General features: G+C 40.2%; 26 protein-coding genes and 3 riboswitches. Of the genes, 17 read left to right on the top strand and 9 right to left on the bottom strand.

What is annotated here, in order from left to right:
• Window positions 1–10 precede the first annotated feature (10 nt).
• The 3 genes from MHB83_RS11235 (at window position 11) to MHB83_RS11245 (ending at window position 1851) form a co-directional block, all read left to right on the top strand.
• Complete coding sequence (locus MHB83_RS11235; protein WP_340900656.1) at window positions 11–1147, top strand: Rap family tetratricopeptide repeat protein; 1137 nt, start codon at window positions 11–13, stop codon at window positions 1145–1147.
• A complete protein-coding gene (locus MHB83_RS11240) occupies window positions 1137–1271 on the top strand; it encodes a hypothetical protein (protein ID WP_003211284.1) in 135 nt (44 codons plus the stop codon). Before MHB83_RS11235 ends, MHB83_RS11240 begins: the two co-directional genes overlap by 11 nt.
• 151 nt (window positions 1272–1422) lie before the next feature.
• Entirely contained in the window at window positions 1423–1851 is a 429-nt protein-coding gene (locus MHB83_RS11245) for an organic hydroperoxide resistance protein (RefSeq protein WP_044138892.1), read from the top strand.
• Window positions 1852–1883: 32 nt separating this feature from the next.
• On the opposite strand, the gene MHB83_RS11250 is transcribed toward MHB83_RS11245, so the two are convergent.
• The gene (locus tag MHB83_RS11250; protein WP_003212097.1) at window positions 1884–2330 is read right to left on the bottom strand and encodes a MarR family transcriptional regulator; all 447 of its coding nucleotides are present in this window, start codon (window positions 2328–2330) and stop codon (window positions 1884–1886) included.
• Window positions 2331–2492: 162 nt separating this feature from the next.
• Here MHB83_RS11250 and MHB83_RS11255 point away from each other — a divergent pair, with 162 nt between their 5' ends.
• Window positions 2493–2909, top strand: coding sequence for an organic hydroperoxide resistance protein (locus MHB83_RS11255; RefSeq protein WP_003212261.1), 417 nt, complete (start codon window positions 2493–2495; stop codon window positions 2907–2909).
• A gap of 61 nt (window positions 2910–2970) precedes the next feature.
• Here the strand turns inward: MHB83_RS11255 and MHB83_RS11260 are convergent, their stop codons facing one another.
• From MHB83_RS11260 to MHB83_RS11275, 4 genes are all read right to left on the bottom strand, one after another.
• Window positions 2971–3441, bottom strand: a complete 471-nt coding sequence (locus MHB83_RS11260; protein ID WP_003212370.1) for a nucleoside deaminase — start codon at window positions 3439–3441, stop codon at window positions 2971–2973.
• 138 nt (window positions 3442–3579) lie between these two features.
• Window positions 3580–5868: a 5-methyltetrahydropteroyltriglutamate--homocysteine S-methyltransferase gene (gene metE, locus MHB83_RS11265; RefSeq protein ID WP_342496328.1), complete on the bottom strand. Its 2289-nt coding sequence runs from the start codon at window positions 5866–5868 to the stop codon at window positions 3580–3582.
• A 153-nt stretch (window positions 5869–6021) separates the two neighbouring features.
• Window positions 6022–6213: riboswitch (cobalamin riboswitch) on the bottom strand.
• Window positions 6214–6326: 113 nt separating this feature from the next.
• Entirely contained in the window at window positions 6327–7286 is a 960-nt protein-coding gene (locus MHB83_RS11270) for a S8 family peptidase (protein WP_278178773.1), read from the bottom strand.
• Window positions 7287–7664: 378 nt separating this feature from the next.
• Window positions 7665–8144 carry a GNAT family N-acetyltransferase gene (locus MHB83_RS11275; protein WP_106029826.1) on the bottom strand — a complete coding sequence of 160 codons (480 nt, stop codon included), beginning with the start codon at window positions 8142–8144 and terminating at the stop codon, window positions 7665–7667.
• 268 nt (window positions 8145–8412) lie between these two features.
• Here MHB83_RS11275 and MHB83_RS11280 point away from each other — a divergent pair, with 268 nt between their 5' ends.
• From MHB83_RS11280 to MHB83_RS11295, 4 genes are all read left to right on the top strand, one after another.
• The gene (locus tag MHB83_RS11280) at window positions 8413–9099 is read left to right on the top strand and encodes a response regulator transcription factor (RefSeq protein WP_309216565.1); all 687 of its coding nucleotides are present in this window, start codon (window positions 8413–8415) and stop codon (window positions 9097–9099) included.
• A gap of 3 nt (window positions 9100–9102) precedes the next feature.
• Complete coding sequence (locus MHB83_RS11285; RefSeq protein ID WP_342496329.1) at window positions 9103–10452, top strand: ATP-binding protein; 1350 nt, start codon at window positions 9103–9105, stop codon at window positions 10450–10452.
• A 67-nt stretch (window positions 10453–10519) separates the two neighbouring features.
• A complete protein-coding gene (locus MHB83_RS11290) occupies window positions 10520–11209 on the top strand; it encodes a PepSY domain-containing protein (RefSeq protein ID WP_003211196.1) in 690 nt (229 codons plus the stop codon).
• A 93-nt stretch (window positions 11210–11302) separates the two neighbouring features.
• Window positions 11303–11821 carry a PepSY domain-containing protein gene (locus MHB83_RS11295; protein ID WP_050945185.1) on the top strand — a complete coding sequence of 173 codons (519 nt, stop codon included), beginning with the start codon at window positions 11303–11305 and terminating at the stop codon, window positions 11819–11821.
• A 148-nt stretch (window positions 11822–11969) separates the two neighbouring features.
• Here MHB83_RS11295 and MHB83_RS11300 read toward each other — a convergent pair whose 3' ends face one another.
• Window positions 11970–13262 (bottom strand): aminotransferase class V-fold PLP-dependent enzyme, encoded by a 1293-nt coding sequence (locus MHB83_RS11300; protein ID WP_339207048.1) that lies wholly within the window; start codon window positions 13260–13262, stop codon window positions 11970–11972.
• Window positions 13263–13522: 260 nt separating this feature from the next.
• Here MHB83_RS11300 and MHB83_RS11305 point away from each other — a divergent pair, with 260 nt between their 5' ends.
• The 3 genes from MHB83_RS11305 to MHB83_RS11315 all read left to right on the top strand — a co-directional run bounded on the left by MHB83_RS11305 (window position 13523) and on the right by MHB83_RS11315 (window position 16025).
• Complete coding sequence (locus tag MHB83_RS11305) at window positions 13523–13663, top strand: hypothetical protein (protein ID WP_003212346.1); 141 nt, start codon at window positions 13523–13525, stop codon at window positions 13661–13663.
• Between the two features lie 132 nt (window positions 13664–13795).
• A riboswitch (M-box (ykoK) riboswitch) is annotated at window positions 13796–13959 on the top strand.
• Window positions 13960–14166: 207 nt separating this feature from the next.
• Window positions 14167–15525 carry a magnesium transporter gene (gene mgtE / locus MHB83_RS11310; RefSeq protein WP_003212108.1) on the top strand — a complete coding sequence of 453 codons (1359 nt, stop codon included), beginning with the start codon at window positions 14167–14169 and terminating at the stop codon, window positions 15523–15525.
• Window positions 15526–15626: 101 nt separating this feature from the next.
• The gene (locus tag MHB83_RS11315) at window positions 15627–16025 is read left to right on the top strand and encodes a hypothetical protein (RefSeq protein WP_003211828.1); all 399 of its coding nucleotides are present in this window, start codon (window positions 15627–15629) and stop codon (window positions 16023–16025) included.
• Between the two features lie 86 nt (window positions 16026–16111).
• Here the strand turns inward: MHB83_RS11315 and MHB83_RS11320 are convergent, their stop codons facing one another.
• Window positions 16112–16975, bottom strand: coding sequence for a LysR family transcriptional regulator (locus MHB83_RS11320; protein WP_251190933.1), 864 nt, complete (start codon window positions 16973–16975; stop codon window positions 16112–16114).
• A 213-nt stretch (window positions 16976–17188) separates the two neighbouring features.
• Between MHB83_RS11320 and MHB83_RS11325 the strand changes: the two genes are divergently transcribed.
• Window positions 17189–17560, top strand: coding sequence for a cupin domain-containing protein (locus MHB83_RS11325; RefSeq protein ID WP_003211130.1), 372 nt, complete (start codon window positions 17189–17191; stop codon window positions 17558–17560).
• Between the two features lie 260 nt (window positions 17561–17820).
• On the opposite strand, the gene MHB83_RS11330 is transcribed toward MHB83_RS11325, so the two are convergent.
• A complete protein-coding gene (locus MHB83_RS11330) occupies window positions 17821–18150 on the bottom strand; it encodes a MerR family transcriptional regulator (RefSeq protein ID WP_012009715.1) in 330 nt (109 codons plus the stop codon).
• A 192-nt stretch (window positions 18151–18342) separates the two neighbouring features.
• On the opposite strand from MHB83_RS11330, the gene MHB83_RS11335 reads away from it, so the two are divergent.
• The 3 genes from MHB83_RS11335 (at window position 18343) to MHB83_RS11345 (ending at window position 19521) form a co-directional block, all read left to right on the top strand.
• Window positions 18343–18498 (top strand): hypothetical protein, encoded by a 156-nt coding sequence (locus MHB83_RS11335; protein WP_095117785.1) that lies wholly within the window; start codon window positions 18343–18345, stop codon window positions 18496–18498.
• 38 nt (window positions 18499–18536) lie between these two features.
• Entirely contained in the window at window positions 18537–18701 is a 165-nt protein-coding gene (locus tag MHB83_RS11340; protein WP_050945182.1) for a hypothetical protein, read from the top strand.
• A gap of 355 nt (window positions 18702–19056) precedes the next feature.
• Window positions 19057–19521: a MarR family transcriptional regulator gene (locus MHB83_RS11345; protein WP_088004396.1), complete on the top strand. Its 465-nt coding sequence runs from the start codon at window positions 19057–19059 to the stop codon at window positions 19519–19521.
• Between the two features lie 30 nt (window positions 19522–19551).
• On the opposite strand, the gene MHB83_RS11350 is transcribed toward MHB83_RS11345, so the two are convergent.
• Window positions 19552–21975, bottom strand: coding sequence for an EAL domain-containing protein (locus tag MHB83_RS11350; protein WP_251190932.1), 2424 nt, complete (start codon window positions 21973–21975; stop codon window positions 19552–19554).
• 245 nt (window positions 21976–22220) lie between these two features.
• Between MHB83_RS11350 and MHB83_RS11355 the strand changes: the two genes are divergently transcribed.
• Window positions 22221–22835, top strand: coding sequence for a DedA family protein (locus tag MHB83_RS11355; RefSeq protein WP_342496330.1), 615 nt, complete (start codon window positions 22221–22223; stop codon window positions 22833–22835).
• 79 nt (window positions 22836–22914) lie between these two features.
• Window positions 22915–23022: riboswitch (yybP-ykoY riboswitch) on the top strand.
• A gap of 94 nt (window positions 23023–23116) precedes the next feature.
• Complete coding sequence (locus MHB83_RS11360; RefSeq protein ID WP_050945179.1) at window positions 23117–23908, top strand: TerC family protein; 792 nt, start codon at window positions 23117–23119, stop codon at window positions 23906–23908.
• Window positions 23909–23963: the final 55 nt, after the last annotated feature.

Consider the following 23963-nt stretch of genomic DNA (forward strand, 5'->3'; position numbering starts at 1 on the left):
AAGGCAACGTATGGCGAAAATCATTCCCTCTTCGGATATTGGAGTGAAAATCAACAAGTGGTATGAATTAATCCGCAGATTTGATTCAGAACAAGCAGAACAACTAAAGCAGGAAATTCGCACCTCTCTTGATTCAATGGAAGAAGATCAGAATTTGCTTCTCTATTTTTCTTTAATGGAATTCAGACATGAGGTCATGCTCGATTATTTAAAGCCATTAAAGGAAGGAAAGCTTCGCGCCAACTTTTCCGAGCTTTCGAAAGAAATAGATGAGCATCAAACACATGTCACAGGCATGCTTGAATACTACTATCATTTTTTCAGAGGCATGTATGAATTTGGCCGTAGGCAGTATATTGCTGCCATCTCGTCTTATCAAAAGGCAGAGCACAAGCTTTCTTTTGTGTCAGATGATATTGAACGTGCGGAATTTCATTTTAAAATGTCAGAAATATATTATCACATGAAACAAACACATATCTCGATGCATCATGCCAAACTGGCGCGAGATGTCTATATTCAGCATGAGCTATATGCGCTTCGCACGATCCAATGCGAATTTATTGTGGCAGGTAATTATGATGATATGAGAAGACATGAAAAGGCATTACCACATCTCGAGAGAGCGCTTGCGAGATCAAGAGACTTTCAAAATGTGCGTTTTATTGCTTCCTCTTTGTTTAATATGGGCAACAGTTATTACCGAATGGGCGATCTTGACCGCGCACTCGAACTAATGAAAGAATCCATCTCGTTATTTGACCAAAATCAATCCGATCACCTTCGTCGATCCATAGACCCTCTTTATACAGCCGCTCAGATATTATACAAACAAGGCAAACACGAAGAAGCCTTACACTACAGAGAAGAATGTATGAAGCGAGCAGAAGTACTTCAAGATGACATTCATATTCAAAAGACGATATTTTTAGAAGCATTGTATTTAAAGCAAGATGCGGAGCATATTAAACGAATTTTTCATTTTTTAGAGTCTGCCTATGCATATCCAGATATAGAGGAGCTGGCATTAGACACCGCAAAGTATTATAATGAAATGGAAGATTATGAAAAATCTTCCATGTTCTACGGAGAAGCGGAACATGCTCGAATCTATATTCAGAGAGGGGATTGTTTATATGAATTTTAAAAAATGGGCAGTCGTCTGTACAAGCATCACCATCCTGGCGTTATGGCTGGCAGCAGCAAATGCCGACCCGGATAACAGAAACCATACGCTACAACAACCAAATGCGCAGCATGACATCATCTAAAAGCCCTTATTAAGGGCTTTTTTTACTGTTTACATAAAATAGAAGAGAAAGGAAATCTTAAAAAAAGAGTGTGTATTCATTGACTCCTGAATTTTAATTGTGTACAATTCAATTGTAGAAAATATTATTGGAGAGAAAGAGGGTTATATACATGTCAGAAGTTTTATTTACTGCAACGGTATCAGCTGTAGGAGGAAGAGAAGGAAAGGTTGTTTCAACTGATGGTGTGCTTGAGCATGATGTAGCAATGCCTGGAACACCAAGAGCGAAAAAAATTGAAAAAGCAACAAATCCAGAGCAATTATTTGCAGCAGGCTACTCTGCATGTTTTGATTCAGCCCTTCAAATGGTCGCAAGACAAGAGCGTATCCGTTTTGAAAGTGAAGTAACAGCACATGTGAGCTTAGTGAAAGACAGTTCAGATGGCGGCTTCAAACTAGGCGTTAAGCTAGAAGTAAAAGGAACTGGAATTGAGCAATCAGCATTAGATGAGCTTGTTCATAAAGCACACGGCGTATGCCCATATTCAAAAGCGACTCAAGGAAATATCGAAGTAGAATTAGTAGCTGTCGCACAATAATTGATATCATAAAAGGCTGAGGGAATGTTCCCTCAGCCTTTTGATTGTGTTAATTTTTGCAAAAGCTCATGCAAAGAGGCGCGCAGCGTTTTTAACTCTTCTTCCGATCTGCCTGTCCCAGACAGCATCTGAAATGGAATTGCAGTAGCCTTCTCTTTTAGTTGCTCGCCATATTCCGTTAAACGAATTTGCACAGAACGTTCATCCTCTTTCGAGCGCTCGCGGATGATGAGTCCGTTTTGCTCCATCCGTTTCAGCATAGGTGTGAGTGTACCGGAGTCTAAATATAAAAGCTCTCCCATCGTTTTCACATTTAATGTCCCATGCTCCCACAATAAAAGCAGTGCCAAATATTGCGGATACGTAATGTCTAACTCTTCTAATAACGGTTTATACTGCTTCGTCATCTCTCTTGAACTTGCATATAACAAGAAACAAAGCTGATTTTCCAGCTTCATATGCTCGAATTCATTTGTCATGTCAGTCACCAACTATTTTTTGTCATACTTATCATTGTATAAGATTTTCTTCTTTTTTAAAATAAATACAGCCCAAAAACGAAAAAATTCTTTAATGTGCGATAAATGTTTGAGAAATGGATAGAACGTGAAAGGAATAAATAGATAAAGGAGGAGATGAAGATGAAACCATTATTCACAGCAAAAGTAAAGGCACAACATGGAAGAGCTGGACATGTTCGTTCAGAAGATGGTGTGCTCGATCATAACATTGTCATGCCTAATGCAAAGAAAGACGGAGAAACTGGTACGAATCCAGAGCAATTATTTGCAGCGGGCTATGCAGCTTGTTTCGGAGGAGCACTTGAACAAGTAGCAAAAAAGCAAGGGGTCAACATTGAATCAGAAGTCGAGGGACATGTCAGTCTTTTAAAAGATGAAAGTGATGGCGGATTTAAGCTTGGTGTCAAGCTGATTGTATCTGCAAAAGGCCTTGACCATGACAAGGTGAAAGAGCTTGTTGAGGCTGCGCATGAATTCTGTCCATATTCAAAAGCAACAAGAGGGAACATCGAAGTAGAGCTTGAAGTGGCTGAATAAAAAAGGTCCTCTATCACGCTGAAAAAAAGAAACACCTGCTGATGAGCGCAGGTGTCTTTTTTTAATATTCTTTCTTTTGTTCGTATGTTTCCCATGCTTCAAATGGTGCAAGGGTTTTTTGAAGTGTCAGCTGATAAAATGGAATATTTCTTGATTCGTAATCTTTATTGATTTCTTCATAAATAAACGAGTCATCAAAACCGGAAACTGCTGCATCCTGATGTCCAGCAGCAAAATAGACCGCTTTTGGTCTAGCCCAGTAAATAGCACCAAGACACATCGGACAAGGCTCACAGCTTGTATATAAAATACAATCTTCTAATTGGTATGTATTCAGCGTTTGGCACGCCTTTCGAATGGCTGTGACTTCAGCATGTGCGGTTGGATCATTTGTTGTTGTCACATTGTTGCTTCCCTCGGCAATAATCTGTCCATCCTTGACAATGACTGCTCCAAAAGGGCCGCCAGTACCACTATTGACTCCTTCTACTGCAAGATCAATTGCGCGTTGTAAAAAATCTTCGTGATTCATTGTCTTCCTCCCTTTGTTCGACTGACTTCTCTAGTATAAACGAATCATGCTAGAAAAGGAAACCTCCTAGTAGATGGTCAAGCAGGACAATTTGCACATAAAAATCCCCCGCCATGATAGCAGGGGAGAGGAAATCAATTATGCATGCTGCGACAGCTTTTTACGAGCGACTTCAGCCGCCGTCACCATGTTTTTCAAAGCAGCAATGGTTTCAGGCTCTTGTCTCGTTTTTAGTCCACAGTCAGGATTCACCCAGAAGCGATCTGTCGGGCATACGTTCAGTGCATCATCAATGATTTGACTCATTTCTTCGACAGATGGAACGCGCGGGCTATGGATGTCATATACACCAAGTCCGAGGCCTTTCAAATACGGATGCTTCTCTAGGTAATCAAGGAATCCGCCATGACTGCGTGAATGTTCAATTGTGATCACGTCGGCATCAAGGTCTTCGATCGTATCGACAATATCCTCGAAGTTACTGTAGCACATATGTGTATGAATTTGCGTTTCATTTTGAACAGATGATGTTGATAGACGGAACGACTCTGCTGCCCAGTTTAAATAGTCTGCCCAATCACTTTCTTTGAGCGGAAGACCTTCTCTTAGCGCAGGTTCATCCACTTGAATAACTTGAATCCCTGCTTCCTCTAACGCTTCTACCTCTTTACGTAATGCGAAAGCAATCTGGAAGGCAATGTCTTTTCGGGTGATATCTGTTCTTGGGAAAGACCAGTTTAAGATGGTGACAGGACCTGTCAGCATTCCTTTGACCTTTTTCTCCGTTAAGCTTTGTGCATAAACCGTTTCTTTCACGGTCATTGGCGCTGTAAACTCGACATCTCCATAAATGATTGGCGGCTTCACGCAGCGTGAGCCGTAGGATTGTACCCAAGCAAATTTCGTAAAGGCAAATCCGGCTAGCTTTTCACCAAAGTATTCAACCATGTCTGTACGTTCGAATTCTCCATGTACGAGAACGTCCAGACCGATTTCCTCCTGAATATCAATCCATCTTTTTGTTTCTTTCTTAATAAATTCATCATATTCTGCATCTGTCCATTCATTTTTACGCCATTTTTGACGAGCGCTTCGCACTTCAGCAGACTGCGGGAAGCTGCCAATGGTTGTTGTTGGCAAGAGTGGCAGTTCAAGAGATTCGTTTTGGATACGAAGGCGCTCTTCAAAGGCAACTGGACGCTTAAAGTCTTTCGATGAAAGATTGTTGCGTTCTGCTGTGAAATCCGCATTGGTTCCTTTTGCAAATTCTTTTAAAGTAAGAAGTGCTTGCTTGGCTTCATTGATGGCGGCTTCAATCGCCGCAGCTCCTTTTGTTAAGCCCTCTTTTAATGTTGTTAATTCAGCCAGCTTTTCAGTAGCATAAGAAAGTCCGTTTAATAGTTTTTCTTCAAGCTGTTCGCTTGGGTGTTTTGCAACTGGTACATGCAGCAAACTGCTTGATGGCTGCAGCCATACTTCCTTCGGCTGAGCGTCAGCAATGACCTCAGAAACGAATGACAATCTTTCACCAAGATCTGATCTCCAAATATTTCTTCCATCAATGACGCCTGCTGCTAAAATTTTATCTTTCGGGAAGCCGTGCTTTTTCACTTGATCAAGATTGCGTCCTTGATCATGGACAAAATCAAGACCGATGGCTTCAACAGGATATGTGACAAGCTCTTCATACGCATCTACTGAATCAAAGTAGGTTTGAAGAAGAATATTTAAGGCAGGTACGGCTTCTTTGATCGTTTGATAGATTTCTTTGATGGCTTTCACGTCTTCATATGAAGCTGTGACAAGTGCTGGCTCATCAATTTGTACCCATTTGACGCCAGCTTCTTCAAGTTCTTTTAAAACTTGAGTATAAAGCGGGACGAGACGCTGCTGAATCTCTTTTACTTCATTTTGTTCATAGCCTTTAGAAAGTGAGACAAATGTATAAAGACCAAGTACGACAGGTTTTGTTTCAACACCAAACGCCTTTTTCACCTTTTCGTAAGCTTCAAGCGGTTTGTTATGTGTGAGTTTGAATTCGGTGGTTTTTTCGTATTCTGGAACGATGTAGTGATAGTTTGTATTAAACCATTTTGTCATTTCACTTGAGACAGCATCTTTTGTTCCTCTTGCCATCGCGAAGTATGTATCTAGCGGGTCTTTTAAGCTGCGGAAGCGCTCTGGAATCCAATTGAACATGACAGCAGTATCGAGCACGTGATCGTAGAAGGTAAAATCTCCAGAAGGAACAACATCAATTTGTTGATCAATTTGCGTTTTAATGGCAGTTAAAAATTGTTCATCCAGTGTGCTTAAGAGGGTTTCACGGTCAGTTTGACCTTTCCAATAAGACTCAAGTGCTTTTTTCCATTCTCTGTTTAAACCAATTCTCGGAAAACCTAGATTACTTGTTTTAACAATTGTCAATTCCAATTCCTCCTCTAAATATAAAAAGACATTTACACTCATGGTGAAGATTGATGAGGGCAAATGTCTGGTTTAAAAAGACAAAATGTGTGTGCGAAATAAGGCGTGAGCAGAACTGACGCTTTTTTCCGACATCTCCTATCAACCGTAGGTGGTTTGATGTGATAGAGCGGCTGGTATCCTGGCTGATGAATCTGCAAGCTTTTCATCCTTCCCGTCCTTATGACAGTGGATTCATAAGAAAAGCTCTCCTCACTCACAGTGGCGGGACCGCGCCGGATTTTCACCGGTCTTCCCAATTAAAATTCGACGTATGATCGAATTACCGACTCTCAAACTATGAATTTATTGTGTTCGATTATATAACGTCCATTTCATTTCGTCAAAGTAAATTTTGAATAATTTTAATTAAAAAAATCCTGAGAAAATTCTATCTATTCTCAGGACCTCTATTCAAGCTATAGAGATAAAAGATCTGCTTCCAATGTTTTTTCTAAAAGGACATCAGGCGCAGTTAAATATAAAAATCCATTTCCGACGAGGGCTTTAGATTGCTTCAGTGGAAGGGTTCTTCTGACAAGCTGAGCATAGACCTCAGGCTCTGTCAGCTTACGCTGGAACGCTTCTTCTTCGGCATTTTTAATAATGGCTAGTGCACCACTCACGTGAGGGGCAGCCATTGAGGTGCCTGTAAGTCTGCCATATTTATGGTTAGGAAGAGTGGATAAAATGTCTTCTCCTGGAGCGACGAGGTCGATTTCTTTATTGGCGTTGGAGAATTCAGAGGATTCTCTTGCAAGGGAGACAGAGCCGACGGCAATGACTTCATTGTATGCTGCTGGGTAGGAGAATTCTTCCGTTCGCTCGTCCCCGTCCCCTTCATTTCCTGCTGCGCACACAACAAGTACACCGCTTTTCACCGCATTTTGAATGGCTTCCTGCAAGGCGGGCTCATTGCTTGGACCACCGAGAGACATAGAGATAATATCCACCTTCTGCTCAGCGGCATAGTTGATGCCATTAATGATCCATTCGTATTTCCCGCTGCCATTTTCACCGCCAAGAACTTTCACGATCAGCAGCTTGGCTTCAGGGGCAACCCCTAGAATTCCGCCATTTTGATCTGTTGCTGCAATCGTTCCTGCTACATGGGTACCATGCCCGTTGTAGTCTTTTACATTTTCAGCATCTCCATTGTCATCATCGGTAAAGTTCTTGCCTCCGATAATCTGATCTTTTAAGTCGGGATGCTCTGTGTCACAGCCTGTATCAAGGACAGCAATGGTTATGCCTTTTCCTTTGAAGCCACTTGACCAAAGTTCGGGTGCTTTAATCTCTTGAATACTTTTCGGCGTCTCTTTCGCTTCCATCACATTGGCTTTTACTTCATACGGAATTAAGCGAATTTCACCTTTCATAAGAAAGCCCTCCTTATTTTGTTTTCAAAGTAGATTCAGGCTGCGTAATGTTATTGTATAAAAGAAACTTTTGATCGGAAAGGGTCAATTGTAATAATTTTTCAAATAATCAATCTATTATCAAAAGTGCAGTTCTCCTCACATCTTGACGAAAGAACTCAGCTTTTGAGGAAAACTCTTGATATCATATGAAAAAGAAGGAAATGCTGCATAGTGAGCTTGCACCTGTATAGATGAAAATGGGTGAAAAGAACTAAAAAAGGCTTTCTGATTAAACAACGAAAATAAGTGATGGTTGAGAAGTGAGAAGAAGGAAGATTGAGCGGAGATATTTTTGTTCTAAAATATTTTTCACTGTAGTACCCGTTTGGTGAACAGTTAGGATAACCATAAGCTCATAATCAACTGTTCACCAATTGGACCAATTTTTCTTTTACCTGTATCCTTATAGCCTACTTGTGAGTACAGAGTCTGAGCAGGAATATTTTGATGATTTACAGCCAGTACGATCTCGTTACAGTTAGGGAATTCTGAGGTGACAAATTGATTTAATAAGAACATTGCTTGTTTAGCAAATCCTTTTCCTTGCTGCGTCTGATGAATAGATAATGAAGTTAACAACATAGCGTTTGGGTTATCTGAATAATCCTTAACACGATCTGTTGCATGTAATACAAAGAATCCAACCGGTTCATCTTCATTGAGTATGACAATTCTGTATTGCCCTTCGGTAAACTCAAAATATGCGCTTGGTAAAGCAGTAAATTTTGCTTGTTCTTCCTCTAGAACAAAAGACGATAAGCCTTCTATATATACATCTGAAAAGTGCGTTAATTTCACATTGTTTTTGCTTTTCATAGAATGGTGTTCCTCCTTGTATCTTTTATAAATGAGTGCGATTTGCATATTCTATAGGTATGTTTATAAAAACGAATGAAATAGGATTACGTTCAGGTGCTTACAATATCAATAACTGTTATGATGATAACCTCATTATAGAACAAATGTTCTTTTTTATCAATGTTCATATGAAAAATAACATGTGAAGTTTGTGACTGTTCCAAATGGGAAAGGCAACATATAATAATGGAAAGACAAGCTTGCCTTTTAGATAGGAGAGATAGAGATGAACAAAGGGAAGATACTCGTAGTCGAAGATGAAAAGAAAATTGCAAGGGTGCTGTCACTAGAGCTTGAGTATGAAGGATATGAGGTGACAGTCAAAGAGACAGGAATGGATGGACTCCAGGCTCTTGAAGAGGAAAGCTTCGATTTGGTGCTGCTTGACGTCATGCTTCCAGAATTAAGTGGTCTTGAAGTGCTGAGAAGGGTTCGAAAGACAAATACAGCGACACCTATTATTTTGATAACAGCAAGAGGGAGTGTGCCTGATAAAGTAAGCGGCCTCGATCTTGGGGCGAATGATTATATTACAAAGCCTTTTGACATAGAAGAATTACTAGCGCGAATTCGTGCGCAGCTAAGGTTGAATATTCATGCGCAAGAAGAGAAGGAAACGGAGCTTAGCATAGCAGATTTGACCGTCAACGAGAAAACAAGAGACATACAAAGGGCCGGGCAAATGCTTGAGCTCACACCGAGAGAATATGACCTGCTTGTCCACTTGCTGAAGCATCAGCAGCAAGTGCTTACAAGAGATCAGCTTTTAACAGCCGTTTGGGGCTTTGATTACTTCGGTGACACAAACGTAGTGGATGTCTATATTCGTTATTTAAGGAAAAAAGTCGATTACCCATTCGAAAAACAGCTGATTCACACAGTGAGAGGTGTGGGTTATGTGATGAAAGGATAAAGAATGAGATTAAAAAATAAAATTCAGCTTTATACATCGTTGTCCTTGTTTTTAATGGTGCTGCTGTTTCATACAGCCATTTATTTTATTTTTTCGATGACCTTGACGCAAAAAGATATGTCCCGGCTGTCTGAGGTTGCTGAAAATATTGCCATTGCTTTAAAAAAATCAGAAGAAGAGGGTCTTCCATCCTCGGAGCTGCTGAAGGCGTACCTACCTCAAAATGGCATGATCCGTGTCGTGACAGAAAAGGGTGAGTCAAAGCTGACTGTCACAAAGGAATCAACGTTTAGCTCACTGCCTTTTACATATGAAACTGGTCAGACAGCAGAAATCAAAGAATACAACAAGCATATGGTTGCGTTCGCTGCGATTCCGGTTATTTGGACAAATGGCGAGATCGTGTCGCTTCAAGTATATGAAGAAATCGAAAATACGGAAGAGAATTTGGCGTTATTAAGAATGATTTTAATCGCTGCTGGCGTTTTAATTATAGTGCTTTCCTATTTTGCTGGCCACATTTTAACAAAACAAATCGTACGCCCTATTAGTAGAATGACGAGCACCATGAAGGCAAGTATGAAGGAGAAGGCGTTTAAGCGAATCAAACTAGCAGGCGATTCAAAGGATGAATTGTATCAAATGGGACAAACCTTTAATGAAATGTCAGAAATCCTCGAGAAGCATTATGAGAAAGAGCAGCAATTCTTGCATGATGCCTCTCATGAATTGAAGACACCGATTACCGTCATTATGAGCTACAGCAATTTACTAAAGCGCTGGGGACAGACACGTCCAGAGGTTATAGAAGAATCCTCTCAAGCGATTCATGATGAAGCGAAAAAAATGAAAAGGCTGACAGATCAATTATTAACACTTGCGAAAAATGGTCAGCCGCTTTACTTGGACATGAAGCCAGTTGATCTTGGTCATTTATCCAAGCAGGTATGTCATACACTTGAAGTCGCAACGAATCGAACCATTAATCCTGATGTGCAAACAGATCAGCCGCTCGTCGCTGAGGGGGATGAAGAGAAAATCAAACAGCTTTTGACCATCTTGATTGATAATGCAGTTAAATATAGTACAGAGGCCGTTGATGTGACTTGCGGATGGGCGGGAGAGAAGCCGTTTATTTCAGTCGTTGACCATGGGATTGGCATAAAAGAAGAGGATCTGCCGAAAATCTTTGACCGCTTTTTCCGTGTGGATGAAGCGAGAAACAGTGAGACGGGCGGAACCGGACTTGGTCTTTCAATTGCGAAGCAAATTGCGGAAGAGCACGGGGCCGAACTGAAGGTGGACAGTCGTATCGGCGAAGGGACAACCATGACCATTCTTTTTCAGAAATAAAATAGGTCTTTTCTCATCAATTTCTCATTTCCTCCTTATAAAATAGGAAATAGGAAGGAGGCGCTGCATGTCTAGAAAAACGAAAATGGTGCTTGCGCTCGCAGGATGTCTCGTCGTTCTTGCAGCCTTTGCAATGCTCATGATTCAAACCATTGATCAAAAAATATTAAGTGAAGCAGAAATCAAAAAAATCATCGCAAAAGACTACAATGGAAACATTACAAATATTGATTTAATCAATCATAAACAGGACTATACCTTGACCCTGGAAAATTCAAATGGGATCTATCAAATCATTGCATCTTCCGCAAGCGGTCAAATGAAAGAAATCAAGCAGTTAAAAAGCTATCAAAAACCAAATGAAAAAAATGCTGAGCTTCTGGCAGAAGAAGCGGCTGTTAAAAAAGTAAGCGGTACGGTCATTCAAAAGAAAGAAAAGTCCGATCGTTTTATTTTTACGATCCAATCAAAAAAAGAATTATATCAAGTCGATGTCGACAAGCAAACGTTTAAGGTGCTTGAAGCAGAAAAGAAAAACCCAACCTCTAAAGAAAAGAAAATGACAAAAATCACGGTCGAAGAAGCCATCCGAATTGCAGTTAAAGAAGTCGGAGGGACAGTGGATGATGCTGATCTTGAAACATTTAGCGGTATGCTCGTCTTTGAGGTGGAGCTGGATTTGCCTGATGGGCGAGAGGCAGAGGTGCTTGTGAACGCATATACAGGAGACATTGAAGGTATTACGTACGAAAACTAATCCTTTTCTCATGATTTTCTCATGTTTCTTTCCTTCCTTTATCATCTTGTTTCTTTAAGATAAAGGAGAAATCAAATAGAGGAGGACATGAACATGATGAAAAAAGTACTAGTAGCTACAGCATTAACAGGAACTCTTGTCGCAGGTGGTTTCACACTTCAAGCGCAAAATACAAATCAAACAGCAAACGCCGAGCAGGTGGTGCAAAAGAAATCATCGTTTGTCTCAAAGAAACAAGCTGAAAAAGCAGCATTAAAAGTTGTGAAAGGCTATGTGGACGATGTGGATCTTGAGCGTAAAAAAGGAAAATGGGTGTATGAGGTCGAGATTAAAAAAGGCGGCTTTGAATATAAAGTATATGTCGATGCCAAAACAGGGAAAGCGCTGAATGATCCAGTCAAAGAAAAGAAAAAGAATGTGAAAATCACTAAAAAGCAGGCTGAACAAATTGCCCTTGCAAAAGTAAAAGGAACAGTCACAGATTCTGATTTAGATAAAGAAAATGGTGTGTACTTGTATGAAGTCGAAATCACCACACCAAACGGCGAGGAAGTTGATTTTGAGATTTCCGCTAAAACAGGCAAAATCCTGAAGCAAGAATGGGATGATTAATACGGCAGCAATCCTAAGATAAATTTGTATGCGGTCTGAACCGATGGTTCAGACCGTTATTTTTGCTTAAATGATTATATTAAAGTACAAATGAATATCATCTTTTAAACTAAATAGCGTACTTCCATGTATCTGTCCACCAAGCGTGTTAATGCTTTTTATGTTGATTGCTTATCATTTCAGTTGTTCTTAAAAACGTCTCAATCTCTTGAATAGTATGACAATGGAGAGGTGATATTCTAATAGCCCCTTTCATTCCAAAGGAATCCAGCATCCTTTTAGAATAAATGCTTGTATTCAACCTTTCATATACGATCACACCGTGCTGTTCATATTGTCTTACTGCATCCTCATGGTTTGTTCCTTCTATCGATATGGCTACGATGAAATCTCTTTTTGATAAATCATGGTCATCAAGATGAACGGTAACTCCTTTGATTTCTCTTAGCCCTTTTACGTTGGGTGTCCCGTCTAGCATTATTTTTAATAAAGACCTTTCTTGTTTTCCGATAGCTTCCATACCTGCTGCGAATAACTGTCGTCTGGCATTCACTGTTGTAAAATGACCTCCAAGCCAGCACACATAATCAACAATTGCGCTAATAGCCGCATAATGAGCAGGTGCTGGAGTTCCTAGACCCCATTCAGTTTCTTTCTTTCCTTTTAACTTATGATGAGGGAGAAGAGCAGCTCTTTCCGATAAATAAGCAATCCCGCAGCCTCTAACACCAAAAAATTTATATGGAGCAAAATTTATCACATCCACAGGTGTTTTTTCAATATCAATTAAACCATGAGGTGCATGTTGAACGGCATCAACCATGATAAATAAGTTTGGTTTCTTTTTTCTTGCCTCTTGTACAATTTGTTCAATGTCTAAAATAGCACCAGAGATATTCGAAGCATAGATGACGCTTAGAAGAACAGTATCTTGATCGATTAATGCCAAGATGTCTTCTACGTTCACTCCACCTGTTAAAGGATTAGACTTGGCCACTCTCAGCTCTTTGTTTAATTTATTTGCATAAAAACTAGCTGCGTCGTAGGCTGCTGGATGTTCTAAGGATGTTGTGACAATATTTGTTCCTTGAATATGTTCTGCAATGATACCCGTAGTTTGAAAGATAGCCTGTGATGCTGTCAGATATGTGGCGAAGCTTCCTTGTTTCACGTTAAAAATGGTTTGAAGATCAACAATCCCCTTTTTTTGGATATCAATCAAGTGTTTTGCAGCTTTATGATTTCTTTCAGAACAATCTGGGATGCCATCAATGATTGAAAATATATGATTTGCCTGTTTTAAACGAAGAGAGCCACCTGCATTGTCAAAAAAGAGTCGTTCCTTTTTTAGGATAGGATCCTCATCAATATATAAAAATTGTTCTCTTACTTTTTTTAATAAATCATTTGAAAAGTGCATGTTCAGTGTAGATTCGCTCATCATCATATCCCCCAATATTCAATTTTTATACTTAGTATTATACATTGTGTTATCAATCAATGGCTGTACCCTAATCAGAGAGAGCTTTTTTCTGTAAACAATCATTCATTTTTAGCTAAAGCGACGGTTATCAGCGCATTGCCAATGGTGACATTCGCCGCACCTTTATGAGTTCAGCTGTTTTGTACTAATCACTCCTTACACTTTCATGTGTAAGGTTTTTTCATTGGGACAAACTACGGGAAAGGAGGCGAGAGAATATGAAGAAAAAAGAAGAAGAGCAGACAATGGACCATGCGGAATATGTTCCGCATCCTGATGGAGAAGGATATGCTTTGTTTTTGCATGATTCCTTTCATCTCCTCTCCCAAGAGGATATGAATCAGCCAGAAGAGGAATAAAAGACATGAAAGGGCGATAGTCTACTTTGTCTATCGCTCTTTTTTTCAAAAGTAAGCGAATACATAAGGGGAATTGGCATCTTGCTTATTGACATCACTGCGCTTTTTCTGTAATCTCAGTGTGTCAACAATATGAGACTTCGTTAGGTGAGGCTCCTGTATGGAGATACGCTGCTGCCCAAAAATGTCCAAAGACGCCAATGGGTCAACAGAAATCATCGACATAAGGTGATTTTTAATGCAGCTGGATTTTTCCTATGCCATACAGTGCTAAAGCTCTACGATTGAAGGAGCAAGTGTTTATTTGTCATGCTTACAAAGCGCCTTCATTCGGTTGAAGGTGCTTTTTTATGAGAAAAGGAGGTGTGGGGATGGATCATCCCGATTCGAGACACATAGAGGATATGTCAAAAGATCAGATTGAGACATCAGATAGAGGAGATCCTGACCCCCGCACATTCTAAGGGATTCGGGTATCTCCTGACTTTGGGGAGGTAACAGCGATGATACAAAATATTACGTATGATGAACTCATTTTACGCATCATTATTTTACTGAGAGATGGAAAACGAAAAGAATTTAAAAACATCATGGAAGAACTTCAGCCATATGATATGGCCTATTTATTTAAAGAGCTTCCAGAGAAACACCGCGGCCGCTTCCTCAGCTTTTTACCAGTCGATGACGTGACAGAAATGATGGGTGAGCTGGAGCGGGAATATCAAGAAATTGTTCTTGAAAAAGTAGGTAAAGACAAAGCGACCTTCGTCACAAACAAAATGGATAACGATGATCTAGCCAACTTGTTTGATGAGATGGAGGATGAGCTAAAGGATCAGCTTTTATCTAACATGGAAGCAGAGGAATCAAAAGCCGTCCAGCTTCTTATGAATTATCCTGCTGAGACAGCGGGACGGATCATGACGAACCGTTATGTTTGGATTCCTCAGCATTTTACAGTGCAGGATGCCGTTGTGAAGCTGAAAAGCTTTGCTGAAATTGCGGAATCAATCAACTATTTATATGTGATTAATGATCAAAAACAGCTTGTAGGCGTTCTCTCATACCGGGATCTCATTTTAGGTGAACCGGATGAAAAGGTACAGGATCTCATGTTTACAAGAGTCATTGCCGTTGGAGCCTTTCAAGATCAGGAGGAAATCGCAAAGCTGATTGAACGATATGATTTCCTTGCGATTCCTGTTGTGGAAGAGAACAATGTTCTAGTCGGAATTGTTACAGTCGATGATATCATTGATGTTGTGATTCAAGAGGCGGGCGAAGACTATGAAAAGTTTGCTGCCTCTGGTAAAGATATCACGTTCGACACGCCGGCATTTGTGGCGGCATACCGCCGTCTTCCGTGGCTCATTTTGCTTTTGTTCATTGGGCTGATTTCAGGCAGTATTTTAAATTATTTTGAAGGTACCCTTCAGCAAGTCGTTGCTTTAGCGTTCTTCATGCCGATGATTGCCGGGATGACAGGGAATACAGGGACACAGTCTCTTGCCGTCGTCATTAGAGGGCTTTCAAAAGAAGAATTAACGAAAAAAACCATCATGCGCCTTATTTTTAGAGAGCTGAGAACGAGTATTTACATTGGGATTGTCTGCTCTATTATTATTACAGTCGTCGCAATGGTGTGGCAGGGCAATATGATTTTAGGTTTTGTTGTCGGTTCCTCACTGCTTGCAACACTGATTATTGGGACAATGGCAGGTACGGTCGTACCGATTATTTTACACAGATTAAACGTGGACCCAGCCATTGCATCTGGGCCGCTGATCACAACATTGAATGATATTTTATCCTTATTGATCTATTTTGGAATTGCAACAGCATTCCTTCATACACTGATGTAGCATGAAGACTGTAAAACGTGACGTTTTACAGTCTTTTTTGAATAAAGATTGCATATAGCGCTTCCATCCTTTACATTTTAAGGAGAAGGTGGGAGAGAAAAATGAAGAAGTTTTTATTCATTTTAATGTGCATTGTATTGCTAGGTGCATGTTCAAGGGAAGACGAGGGGAAAGACAGAAGACTAGTGGCTGCAGAGCATATGATTGAAGCGATTACCGAAGGAAATAAACAAAAAATAGAAAACATCTATGTTGAAGGTGCTGTCCCAAGCCCAAATGACATTCTAAAACTGAAAAAAGAATGGGGCATAGAGACGCTTTCTTATGATGATTTTCAATTGGAAGAAGCCAGCATTCACGTCTTTCATGCGAATTACGAAGATGAAAAAACAGGGGAGAAAAAGGCACTGGCCATGCGGGTCATAGAAGATCCTGAAAAAGGTGGTGTACGGATTGACTTTGTAGGACTCGTTGAAGGAACTGACACTTCCTCTCAATGAAAGCTAAAATAATTTTATGTAAAAAGGATAGAAGAGCTGAAAGAATGTCGCTCTATCTATCCTCTTTTTTACCACAAATGACCCGATCACATATGAGTTATGCCCAATAATTCCATAAACCGTGAGAGGGCACTGGTCATGTACGAATCGCGGCGCCTTATAAACACAGTTGGCACGATTCTGTGTGGTTCCGGTAAAGGATGACAGGTAAATCTGCCTTGCACCCGAGATTCAACCATAGATTTTGGTAATACGGTAACCCCTAGCCCGTTTTCAACGCATTTAAGCACGCCCTCTAAAGTGCCATATTCCATTACCTTCATCGGAGCAAAGCCATTGCTCTCTAACCATCGTTGCCAACGCCCCAAATAGATGCAATGCGCAAATGACGAAAGCAATGGTTCATGTAAAATTGATTCTACCTGGAATTCCTCCTGGGAGTAGCTTGTAATGAGAACAAGTGATTCTTCCAATACCGGATATTCAATAATGTCGGGATGAAGAATGGGCCCATCAACCAATGCACCGTCTACCTTGTAGTTGAGAATAGCATGAACCTGATCTACAGTAGGTGCCATATACATGCTTAATTCTACTTGTGAAAATGTCTTGTGATATGCTGCGAAAATGCTGGGCAATCTTGTCGAAGCGGTAGACTCTATAGATCCAATGTGCAAAGTACCTCGCGGAGTAGAGGAAAGCTTTACGGCCTCTATCGCTTCTTCAAAATCGTAGAGTAATTTGTTTGCATATGGCAACAGTTCTCGCCCTGCAGGCGTTAAGGATATCTTTTTGTGATATCGATAGAAAAGAGGAACACCTAATTCTTGTTCAAGACGCTGGATTCGTGCAGTGACATTGGACTGCACATAATTTAATTTCTCAGCAGCTTTTGTAACGCTTTGTTCAATAGCTACTGCTTTAAATATCTCCAAAGATTTAATATCCAAAACAATGCTCCTTTTTGTATCACAAATTGTGATGAACTATACATTATTTTTTGATTTTACGTGATCCAACAGAATAAGTAAACTTAATAATATAAGAGTTGATGCTCATTGTGTCCCTTGATGTTTATCATGAGGAGGAGAATTTGCAAGGTAGGGAGTTCTAGCTTAAGAAAGATAAAAAAGACGTTTCCAAGTAAATGAGGAAGGAATCTATTGATTTCAAAGGTTAATATCCAAGAGAAATTTTCGCAAATAAATGATTATTGGAATCCTAGAATAAGTGGAGAGTTGAACGACTCATACATGAAAATGGTAAAAATTAAGGGTGAATTCATTTGGCATCACCATGATGACGAGGATGAAATGTTCTTTGTATGGAAAGGAAATCTAGTCATCCGTTTTAGGGATAGAGAAATAGCGCTTAATGAAGGGGAGTTTCTTGTGATTCCAAAAGGAATTGAACATCAGCCAATTGCTGAAGAAGAAGTTCATTTGCTCTTAATTGAACCAAAAACGACGCTGAACACGGGGAATGTGATCAATGAACGAACTGTTTCGATTCCTGAACGAATGGATAAACGCTAGATCGCCTGCACTTAACAATATACCTAAAACGCTATTTGATATAATGTTGTTTCTTAGAATGAAATGTTGTGGAACGCCGCCTAAAAAAAGTAAACGGATGTCCTTGCTTATATAGCTTATTTCACTGAGTATGATTTGGCATTGCCAAGGGCTTTGGTTTGATAACGGAGACAGCAAAAAAAGCTGTCTCTTTTTCATTAAGCCATGACCAAAAATCAAGTGCGAACAAAGCCTAAAAGAGTCAGCTAAACTTTATTTGTTTATCGATTTTTGTACCGGAAGTGTGCGTTAATTTGACCTTCCAGCATTTTTTTCTTATATTGTCCGCTTTTTAATGCCTGTTCCTTTTTCTTCATGTCTTTCAAAATCTCCGCTGTTTGCACACCGTCTTCTCGTTTGTTGGCGATGTCCATTAATCGTTCTACATCAGAAAAAGAATATTTACGCGTGCCTCTTGTTGAGCGCTGGGGGTAGATGAGTCTGCGTTCCTCATAATATCGGATTTGCCTGACGGATAGCCCTGTTAATTCACTGACAATCCCGATTGAAATGACTTTTTTATCTTTATAAGATACATCTTCCTGCGTCATATACTCACCCCTGCAAGTCTTTTCTTCATATTATACAGAATGACAACGAAAAAAACCTATCGTTTGTTAGAAAATATAACATAAAAACATAAAAATGAAAAAACGATGGAAGGAAAGTTGACAACATATGTGAAGTGATTGCTACGCTTGCATATAATGATGATGAGTTGAAATAGGAGGAGGGAGCATATGATGGAGCAAACACGGATCATCTGTATGGCAAAAGAAATCATCGCATTAGATATGAAGAGGGATGAATTACTGGAGCGATTCATGCAGGCTGCAGGTCAGAATGCGCATGCTCTTCTAAGAGCTGTACAAAATGATTTGTATAAAAGGTCTTCATAAGCACCTGCTCCAGATCAATTGATAGGAGGGGATAATCGGTGCGGCGTATCCTAACAGAAGCTTTAGCGAAGGAAAGACATTATTATACGAAGCAGCTCTGTTCATTAGGAGTGTACAGTCCTAGTGCGGCCAAGAAAATGACAATTAGTGACTTAAAAAAAGAGTATCACTTCTTTTTCAACAAAACAAAGCGTGATTTGTGAAAATCCCTTGAAATGTGCGCATGTCACATAAAGGGTTCTTTTTTTGTTTAATGTTATAGCAATATTGAATTTTGTAGAAATTTGACGAATACAGTGTAAAGAAACATAGAGTCTTTACAGATTATGTTAAACTGTGTCGGATCTTGATGGTTTGCTAAAAAACCTTTTTTTCGAGATGGTTGTGAAAAATAAGAAGGATTTTAAAAGTTTATATCGAAATCTTATACATAACACGAATGGAGTCACTTATGTGGTTGAAAGGGTTTTCAAAAACGTACTTCTATTTTTTACGAAAGGCTCCAACTGCACCGCAAGAAAGCCTTGAAGTTAAAAAAATATTATAAGAGGTAGATATGTGATGAGACTATCGTTTAATGAAGAAGAAGTAGAACGTTCAATGACACTTTACAAGGTATTTGCAAGAGCATTTAAAAGCGTTTCAGAACACAGCATTAGAGACAGCAAAGAGCATGGATTTAATCCAACTGAATTTGCGGTTCTTGAATTGCTGTATACAAGAGGTGCTCAAAAACTTCAGCAAATTGGCTCAAGACTCCTGCTTGTCAGCGGGAATGTGACGTACGTAATTGACAAATTAGAACGAAATGGTTTCATTGAAAGAGAGCAGGACCCAAAGGATAAACGGTCGGTTTATGCCCATTTAACAGATAAAGGGCGCAGTTATCTTGATAAAATTTACCCGATTCATTCTCTCCGGATTGCGCGTGCCTTCTCAGGCCTCTCGCGAGAAGAACAAGAACAATTGATTAGTCTATTGAAAAAAGCAGGTATTCACAGTCAACATTTATTATTTAGATAGAACGAAAAGGTGCCATGATTGGCACCTTTTTTATGTGTCCAACTGATGCGCTGGATAGGCAATGAATTTTTCGATATCGTTTGCTGGAAGGGGCTTTGCATAATAAAAGCCTTGCAAGTCGTCACATCCTTGCGCAGATAAAAGCTGCGCCTGCGCAAAGGTTTCAACACCTTCTGCTATGACCTCGAGAGATAGTTGATGTCCCATCGCGATAATGGCACCTGTAATCTGTTCAGATTTTGAATCATTTAAAATATCTTCGATGAAGGATTTGTCGATTTTTAGGCGATGAATGGGCAAATCCTTTAAATAGCTTAAGGAGCTATGCCCTGTACCAAAGTCATCAATACTAATGCGAACGCCCAGATGTTTCAGTGAGGTCAGTACCTGCTTTGATTGCTTGATATTGTCCATTGTCATACTTTCTGTGACTTCAAGCTCGAGCAGTGACGGTGTCATATCGTATTTTTTCAGTGTCAGCTTAATCAAATCAATTAAGTCTTCAGAATTGAATTGTTTTGCAGATAAATTGACAGCCACGGGAATTTTCAGCCCGTTGTCATACCACGTTTTAGCCTGCCTGCATGCCGTATCAATCACCCATCTGCCAATATCAATGATCAGTCCTGATTCCTCTGCCAGCTCAATAAAAGCCTCGGGTGATTTTAACGAACCATCTGGTGCTTTCATTCTTAGAAGAGCTTCTACGCCAGTCATCTGTCTTGTTTTCGCACTCACTTGCGGCTGGTAATGAAGCACAAACTGTTCTCTTTGAATGGCATCCCGTAACTCAAGCTCTCGGTTCAACCTATCTTCACTTGATCTTTCCATTGATTCGGTGAAAAACTCATAACGGCTTTGCTTATGTTTTTTGGATAAATACATCGCCATATCGGCTTTCCTCATTAACTCCATCCCATCTTTGCCATTTTGAGGTGAGATAGCGATTCCAATGCTGATAGAAGTAATGAGCTGATGATTCTGGATGAAAAAAGGACGCTCAAATTGCCGAATGATATTTTGAGAAAGCTGTTCAATTTTCTGTGTGTCATGCCCCATGTCAGGGAAGATCATTAAAAATTCATCCCCGCCTAGTCTGGCTATAAAGCCGTTGTCTGGTAAACATTGCGTCAGTCTGTTTGCAGCTGCTTTAAGAAGTAAGTCCCCTATGTTATGACCAAGTGCATCATTGATAATTTTAAAACGATTCAAATCAAGAAACAGAACAGCCGTCGATGTTCCTGTCTCTTTTTGAGCGGAGAGAACATCACTTAGATGGTTGATGGCGTGGCGCCGATTAGGAAGCTCGGTTAACGCATCATAATGTGCCATGACATGAATTTCTTTTTCTGCAATCCGCTGCTGCGTTAAATCTTTTAAGACAAGATAAATACTGTCAAGCGTATTGTTGACATGAACAGGTATGTAAGTGACATGATAATAATAAAAGCGATCTGCTGCTTTTAGTTCTGCTTCACGTGTGATGGCTTTTTTTGACTCGTAAATAAATTCTTCCCACATGTCAGTCGGCATGACGTATTGGCTGACATCATCACCAATCCAAGAATTGCACATTTTTAGAATTTGTTTACCTGAGTCGTTCGCAGAAAGCACCTTTCGATTGACAGATAACACGATAATGCCATCGATATTATGTTTGATGAGCGATTGGAACCGCTGTTCATTTTCCTTTAGCTTATCTGCCTGCTTCATGATTCGGTGATCTATATAGGCACCAAAAATCATCAGTGTTTGGACAATCAGTGTCATTAAGCCGATGAAAATCGACAGACTGAATGGTGATAGTTCAAGAGAACCACCCCTATAGGGCTGTCCGTCTGAATGAAAAAACATAGTAGAAGCAGCCATACCGGTATAATGCATCCCAGAAACAGCCCCGCCCATCACGAGTGCACCAGCTATTTTTAACAGATGATCCTCCTGCTTTTTCCCGGATCGATGGAGCCGAAAAAAGAGATGAAGCGAAAAGAAAGACGCTATCACAGCAATGAAAAACGAAAGAAAAAAGAGGACTGGATCATAGCTGATTGAGACATTGGCCATTGATTCCATTCCAAGATAATGCATGCTGCAAATAGCTGAGCCCATGGTGATTGAACTAATGAGCAGCCGCCTTGTGGAGAGTTGCTCTTGAATGCATATTGTGAATGCGATCAAGGACCCGACAAAAGATGCCAAAATCGATAAAATGAGCAAGGGTGTTTCATAGGTGATGCCAGCACGCACGTGAAATGCCATCATGCTGATAAAATGCATCGACCATATCCCCATTCCCATGATCAAGGCACCAACGATCAGCCATACCTTTTTCTTTGCACCGCTTGACTGTGCCACTCGGCTGGCTAAATGAAGAGCTGAGTAGGAGGCGACAGTGGCGACTGCGATTGACAGAAAGACAAGCCATCCATTGTAACTTCCTGTTAAATGGGTCATGTAAGAAAACCTCCAGTATCTTAAAACAGACGTATACCTAATATATCGGATCGAATGGCTTCTGTGTTCACTTTTCCTTCACTTAAATACCACAATCAACTTTTTTTTCACCTGTCTTTTATAGTAAAATCAAATTTAATGTAAAAAAACGACGAAAAGTGAATCGTTTCTTCGGTTTTTTTCGTTTAATATATGTGCGATTCTAAAAGAGATAGAATCAGTTAAACGATTATGTGTGAAAGGGATTGATAAACATCGAAGATTTTATTATTTCTTTAGCTGATGCCTTTAAGAACTTGTCGTACTTTGGCATCTTCCTTGCATTATGTATTGAATTTGTTCCTGCTGAAGTGGTTCTGCCTCTTGCGGGTTACTGGGTCTCAGAAGGGGACATGGCCTTCATTGGTGTTGTGGCAGCCGGCTCTATTGGCGGCGTGGCTGGCCCTTTGACCTTGTACTGGTTAGGACGTTATGGCGGTAGACCTTTTTTAAATAAATATGGGAAGTACTTTTTTGTTAAACCGGAGTCGCTTGATAAATCGGATGCCTTCTTTGAAAAGCATGGTGGATTCGTCGCATTTAGCGGCCGGTTTATTCCAGGAGTCAGAACGCTTGTTTCCATCCCGTGCGGTATTGCCAAGATGAATGTGTGGGTCTTTTGCCTGTACACGTTTTTAGCGATTACGCCTATTACATTTGTATATGTGTATCTTGGATTTGTGCTCGGGGAGAACTGGAAAGAGGTTGGCGCAATGTTAGATCCATATCTTCTGCCGATTGGGATCGGGATTGTGTTGCTTTTCGCGTTGTATATATGGCTGAAACGTAGAAAAAGAAAAGCAGAAACACCAACTGCCTAATCACTGGACCCTAGGTGAAAGTCCCCTGTTGACAATACAGTGTCTATTGATTAAACTATAAGTAATCTAAATATTCTTAAATCCCACCAAAGGGGAGTAGCGTCCGGTTTTTACCGGAAACAAAGTCGTCATTACATGGACTTAAGTTCCATCGGCTTTGTTGGCATGATTCTACATATCACATGTCTAGCAAGACCTTTGCCATTACAGGCAAAGGTCTTTTTTGCATTCATAAGCCTTTGTCTGTTGTGGGACAATAGATAAAACAAGGAGGAATGATGATGGATGCAGCAATTATTTTAGAGTACGGGTGGGTTCTTCTCGTACTGATTGGATTAGAAGGAATTTTAGCCGCTGATAATGCGCTGGTCATGGCTGTGATGGTGAAACACCTTCCAGAAAAGCAAAGGAAAAAGGCATTGTTTTACGGACTTGCGGGTGCGTTTGTCATGCGATTTGGTTCCCTGTTTCTTATTTCGTTTTTAGTGGATGTGTGGCAAGTTCAAGCCATTGGTGCAATTTATCTTCTTTATATTTCCATTCACCATATTTTAAAATCGCACGTATTTAAGAAAAAGGAATCAGACACAAACATGAAGCAAAGCGGCTTCTGGGCAACAGTCGTAAAAGTCGAGCTTGCTGATATCGCTTTTGCTGTCGATTCCATCTTAGCGGCGGTCGCATTAGCCGTAACTTTGCCGAAAACAAGTCTTCCGCAAATCGGTGGACTTGATGGCGGTCAATTTATTGTCATTCTTTTAGGTGGTATCATCGGTCTGATCATCATGAGATTTGCAGCGACTGTCTTTGTGAAACTGCTCAAAACAAGACCGAGCCTAGAAACAGCAGCCTTTGTCATTGTCGGGTGGGTTGGTGTGAAGCTCACGCTTTACACACTGTCACATCCAGCCATTGGTATCGTGTCCTCTCATTTTATTCATTCAACATTATGGAAAGTGATTTTCTGGACAGTGCTTCTCGCAATTGCAGCATTTGGCTGGTTTTTATCAAGTCCATCAAGAAAAGGCGGGCAACAAAACAAGGAAAAACAAGAGGTACGCCTAGAAGAGTAGGTTTTTTGAAAGAAATATCATTTCATTTTCATAACACGTATATTACAAATAAGGG

This window comes from Bacillus sp. FSL K6-3149 (genome assembly GCF_038630515.1).
GTDB classification, from domain to species: Bacteria; Bacillota; Bacilli; order Bacillales; family Bacillaceae; genus Bacillus; species Bacillus pumilus.

Coding starts and splice junctions, on each gene's coding strand:
- MHB83_RS11300 (WP_339207048.1), bottom strand. CDS start 13,262: ATGAGCGAATCTACACTGAACATGCACTTTTCAAATGATTTATTAAAA.
- MHB83_RS11280 (WP_309216565.1), top strand. CDS start 8,413: ATGAACAAAGGGAAGATACTCGTAGTCGAAGATGAAAAGAAAATTGCA.
- MHB83_RS11260 (WP_003212370.1), bottom strand. CDS start 3,441: ATGAATCACGAAGATTTTTTACAACGCGCAATTGATCTTGCAGTAGAA.
- MHB83_RS11245 (WP_044138892.1), top strand. CDS start 1,423: ATGTCAGAAGTTTTATTTACTGCAACGGTATCAGCTGTAGGAGGAAGA.
- MHB83_RS11270 (WP_278178773.1), bottom strand. CDS start 7,286: ATGAAAGGTGAAATTCGCTTAATTCCGTATGAAGTAAAAGCCAATGTG.
- MHB83_RS11315 (WP_003211828.1), top strand. CDS start 15,627: ATGAAGAAGTTTTTATTCATTTTAATGTGCATTGTATTGCTAGGTGCA.
- MHB83_RS11250 (WP_003212097.1), bottom strand. CDS start 2,330: ATGACAAATGAATTCGAGCATATGAAGCTGGAAAATCAGCTTTGTTTC.
- MHB83_RS11255 (WP_003212261.1), top strand. CDS start 2,493: ATGAAACCATTATTCACAGCAAAAGTAAAGGCACAACATGGAAGAGCT.
- MHB83_RS11295 (WP_050945185.1), top strand. CDS start 11,303: ATGATGAAAAAAGTACTAGTAGCTACAGCATTAACAGGAACTCTTGTC.
- MHB83_RS11330 (WP_012009715.1), bottom strand. CDS start 18,150: ATGACGCAGGAAGATGTATCTTATAAAGATAAAAAAGTCATTTCAATC.
- mgtE (WP_003212108.1), top strand. CDS start 14,167: ATGATACAAAATATTACGTATGATGAACTCATTTTACGCATCATTATT.
- MHB83_RS11275 (WP_106029826.1), bottom strand. CDS start 8,144: ATGAAAAGCAAAAACAATGTGAAATTAACGCACTTTTCAGATGTATAT.
- MHB83_RS11285 (WP_342496329.1), top strand. CDS start 9,103: ATGAGATTAAAAAATAAAATTCAGCTTTATACATCGTTGTCCTTGTTT.
- MHB83_RS11305 (WP_003212346.1), top strand. CDS start 13,523: ATGAAGAAAAAAGAAGAAGAGCAGACAATGGACCATGCGGAATATGTT.
- MHB83_RS11240 (WP_003211284.1), top strand. CDS start 1,137: ATGAATTTTAAAAAATGGGCAGTCGTCTGTACAAGCATCACCATCCTG.
- MHB83_RS11350 (WP_251190932.1), bottom strand. CDS start 21,975: ATGACCCATTTAACAGGAAGTTACAATGGATGGCTTGTCTTTCTGTCA.
- MHB83_RS11290 (WP_003211196.1), top strand. CDS start 10,520: ATGTCTAGAAAAACGAAAATGGTGCTTGCGCTCGCAGGATGTCTCGTC.
- MHB83_RS11335 (WP_095117785.1), top strand. CDS start 18,343: ATGGAGCAAACACGGATCATCTGTATGGCAAAAGAAATCATCGCATTA.
- MHB83_RS11235 (WP_340900656.1), top strand. CDS start 11: ATGGCGAAAATCATTCCCTCTTCGGATATTGGAGTGAAAATCAACAAG.
- MHB83_RS11360 (WP_050945179.1), top strand. CDS start 23,117: ATGGATGCAGCAATTATTTTAGAGTACGGGTGGGTTCTTCTCGTACTG.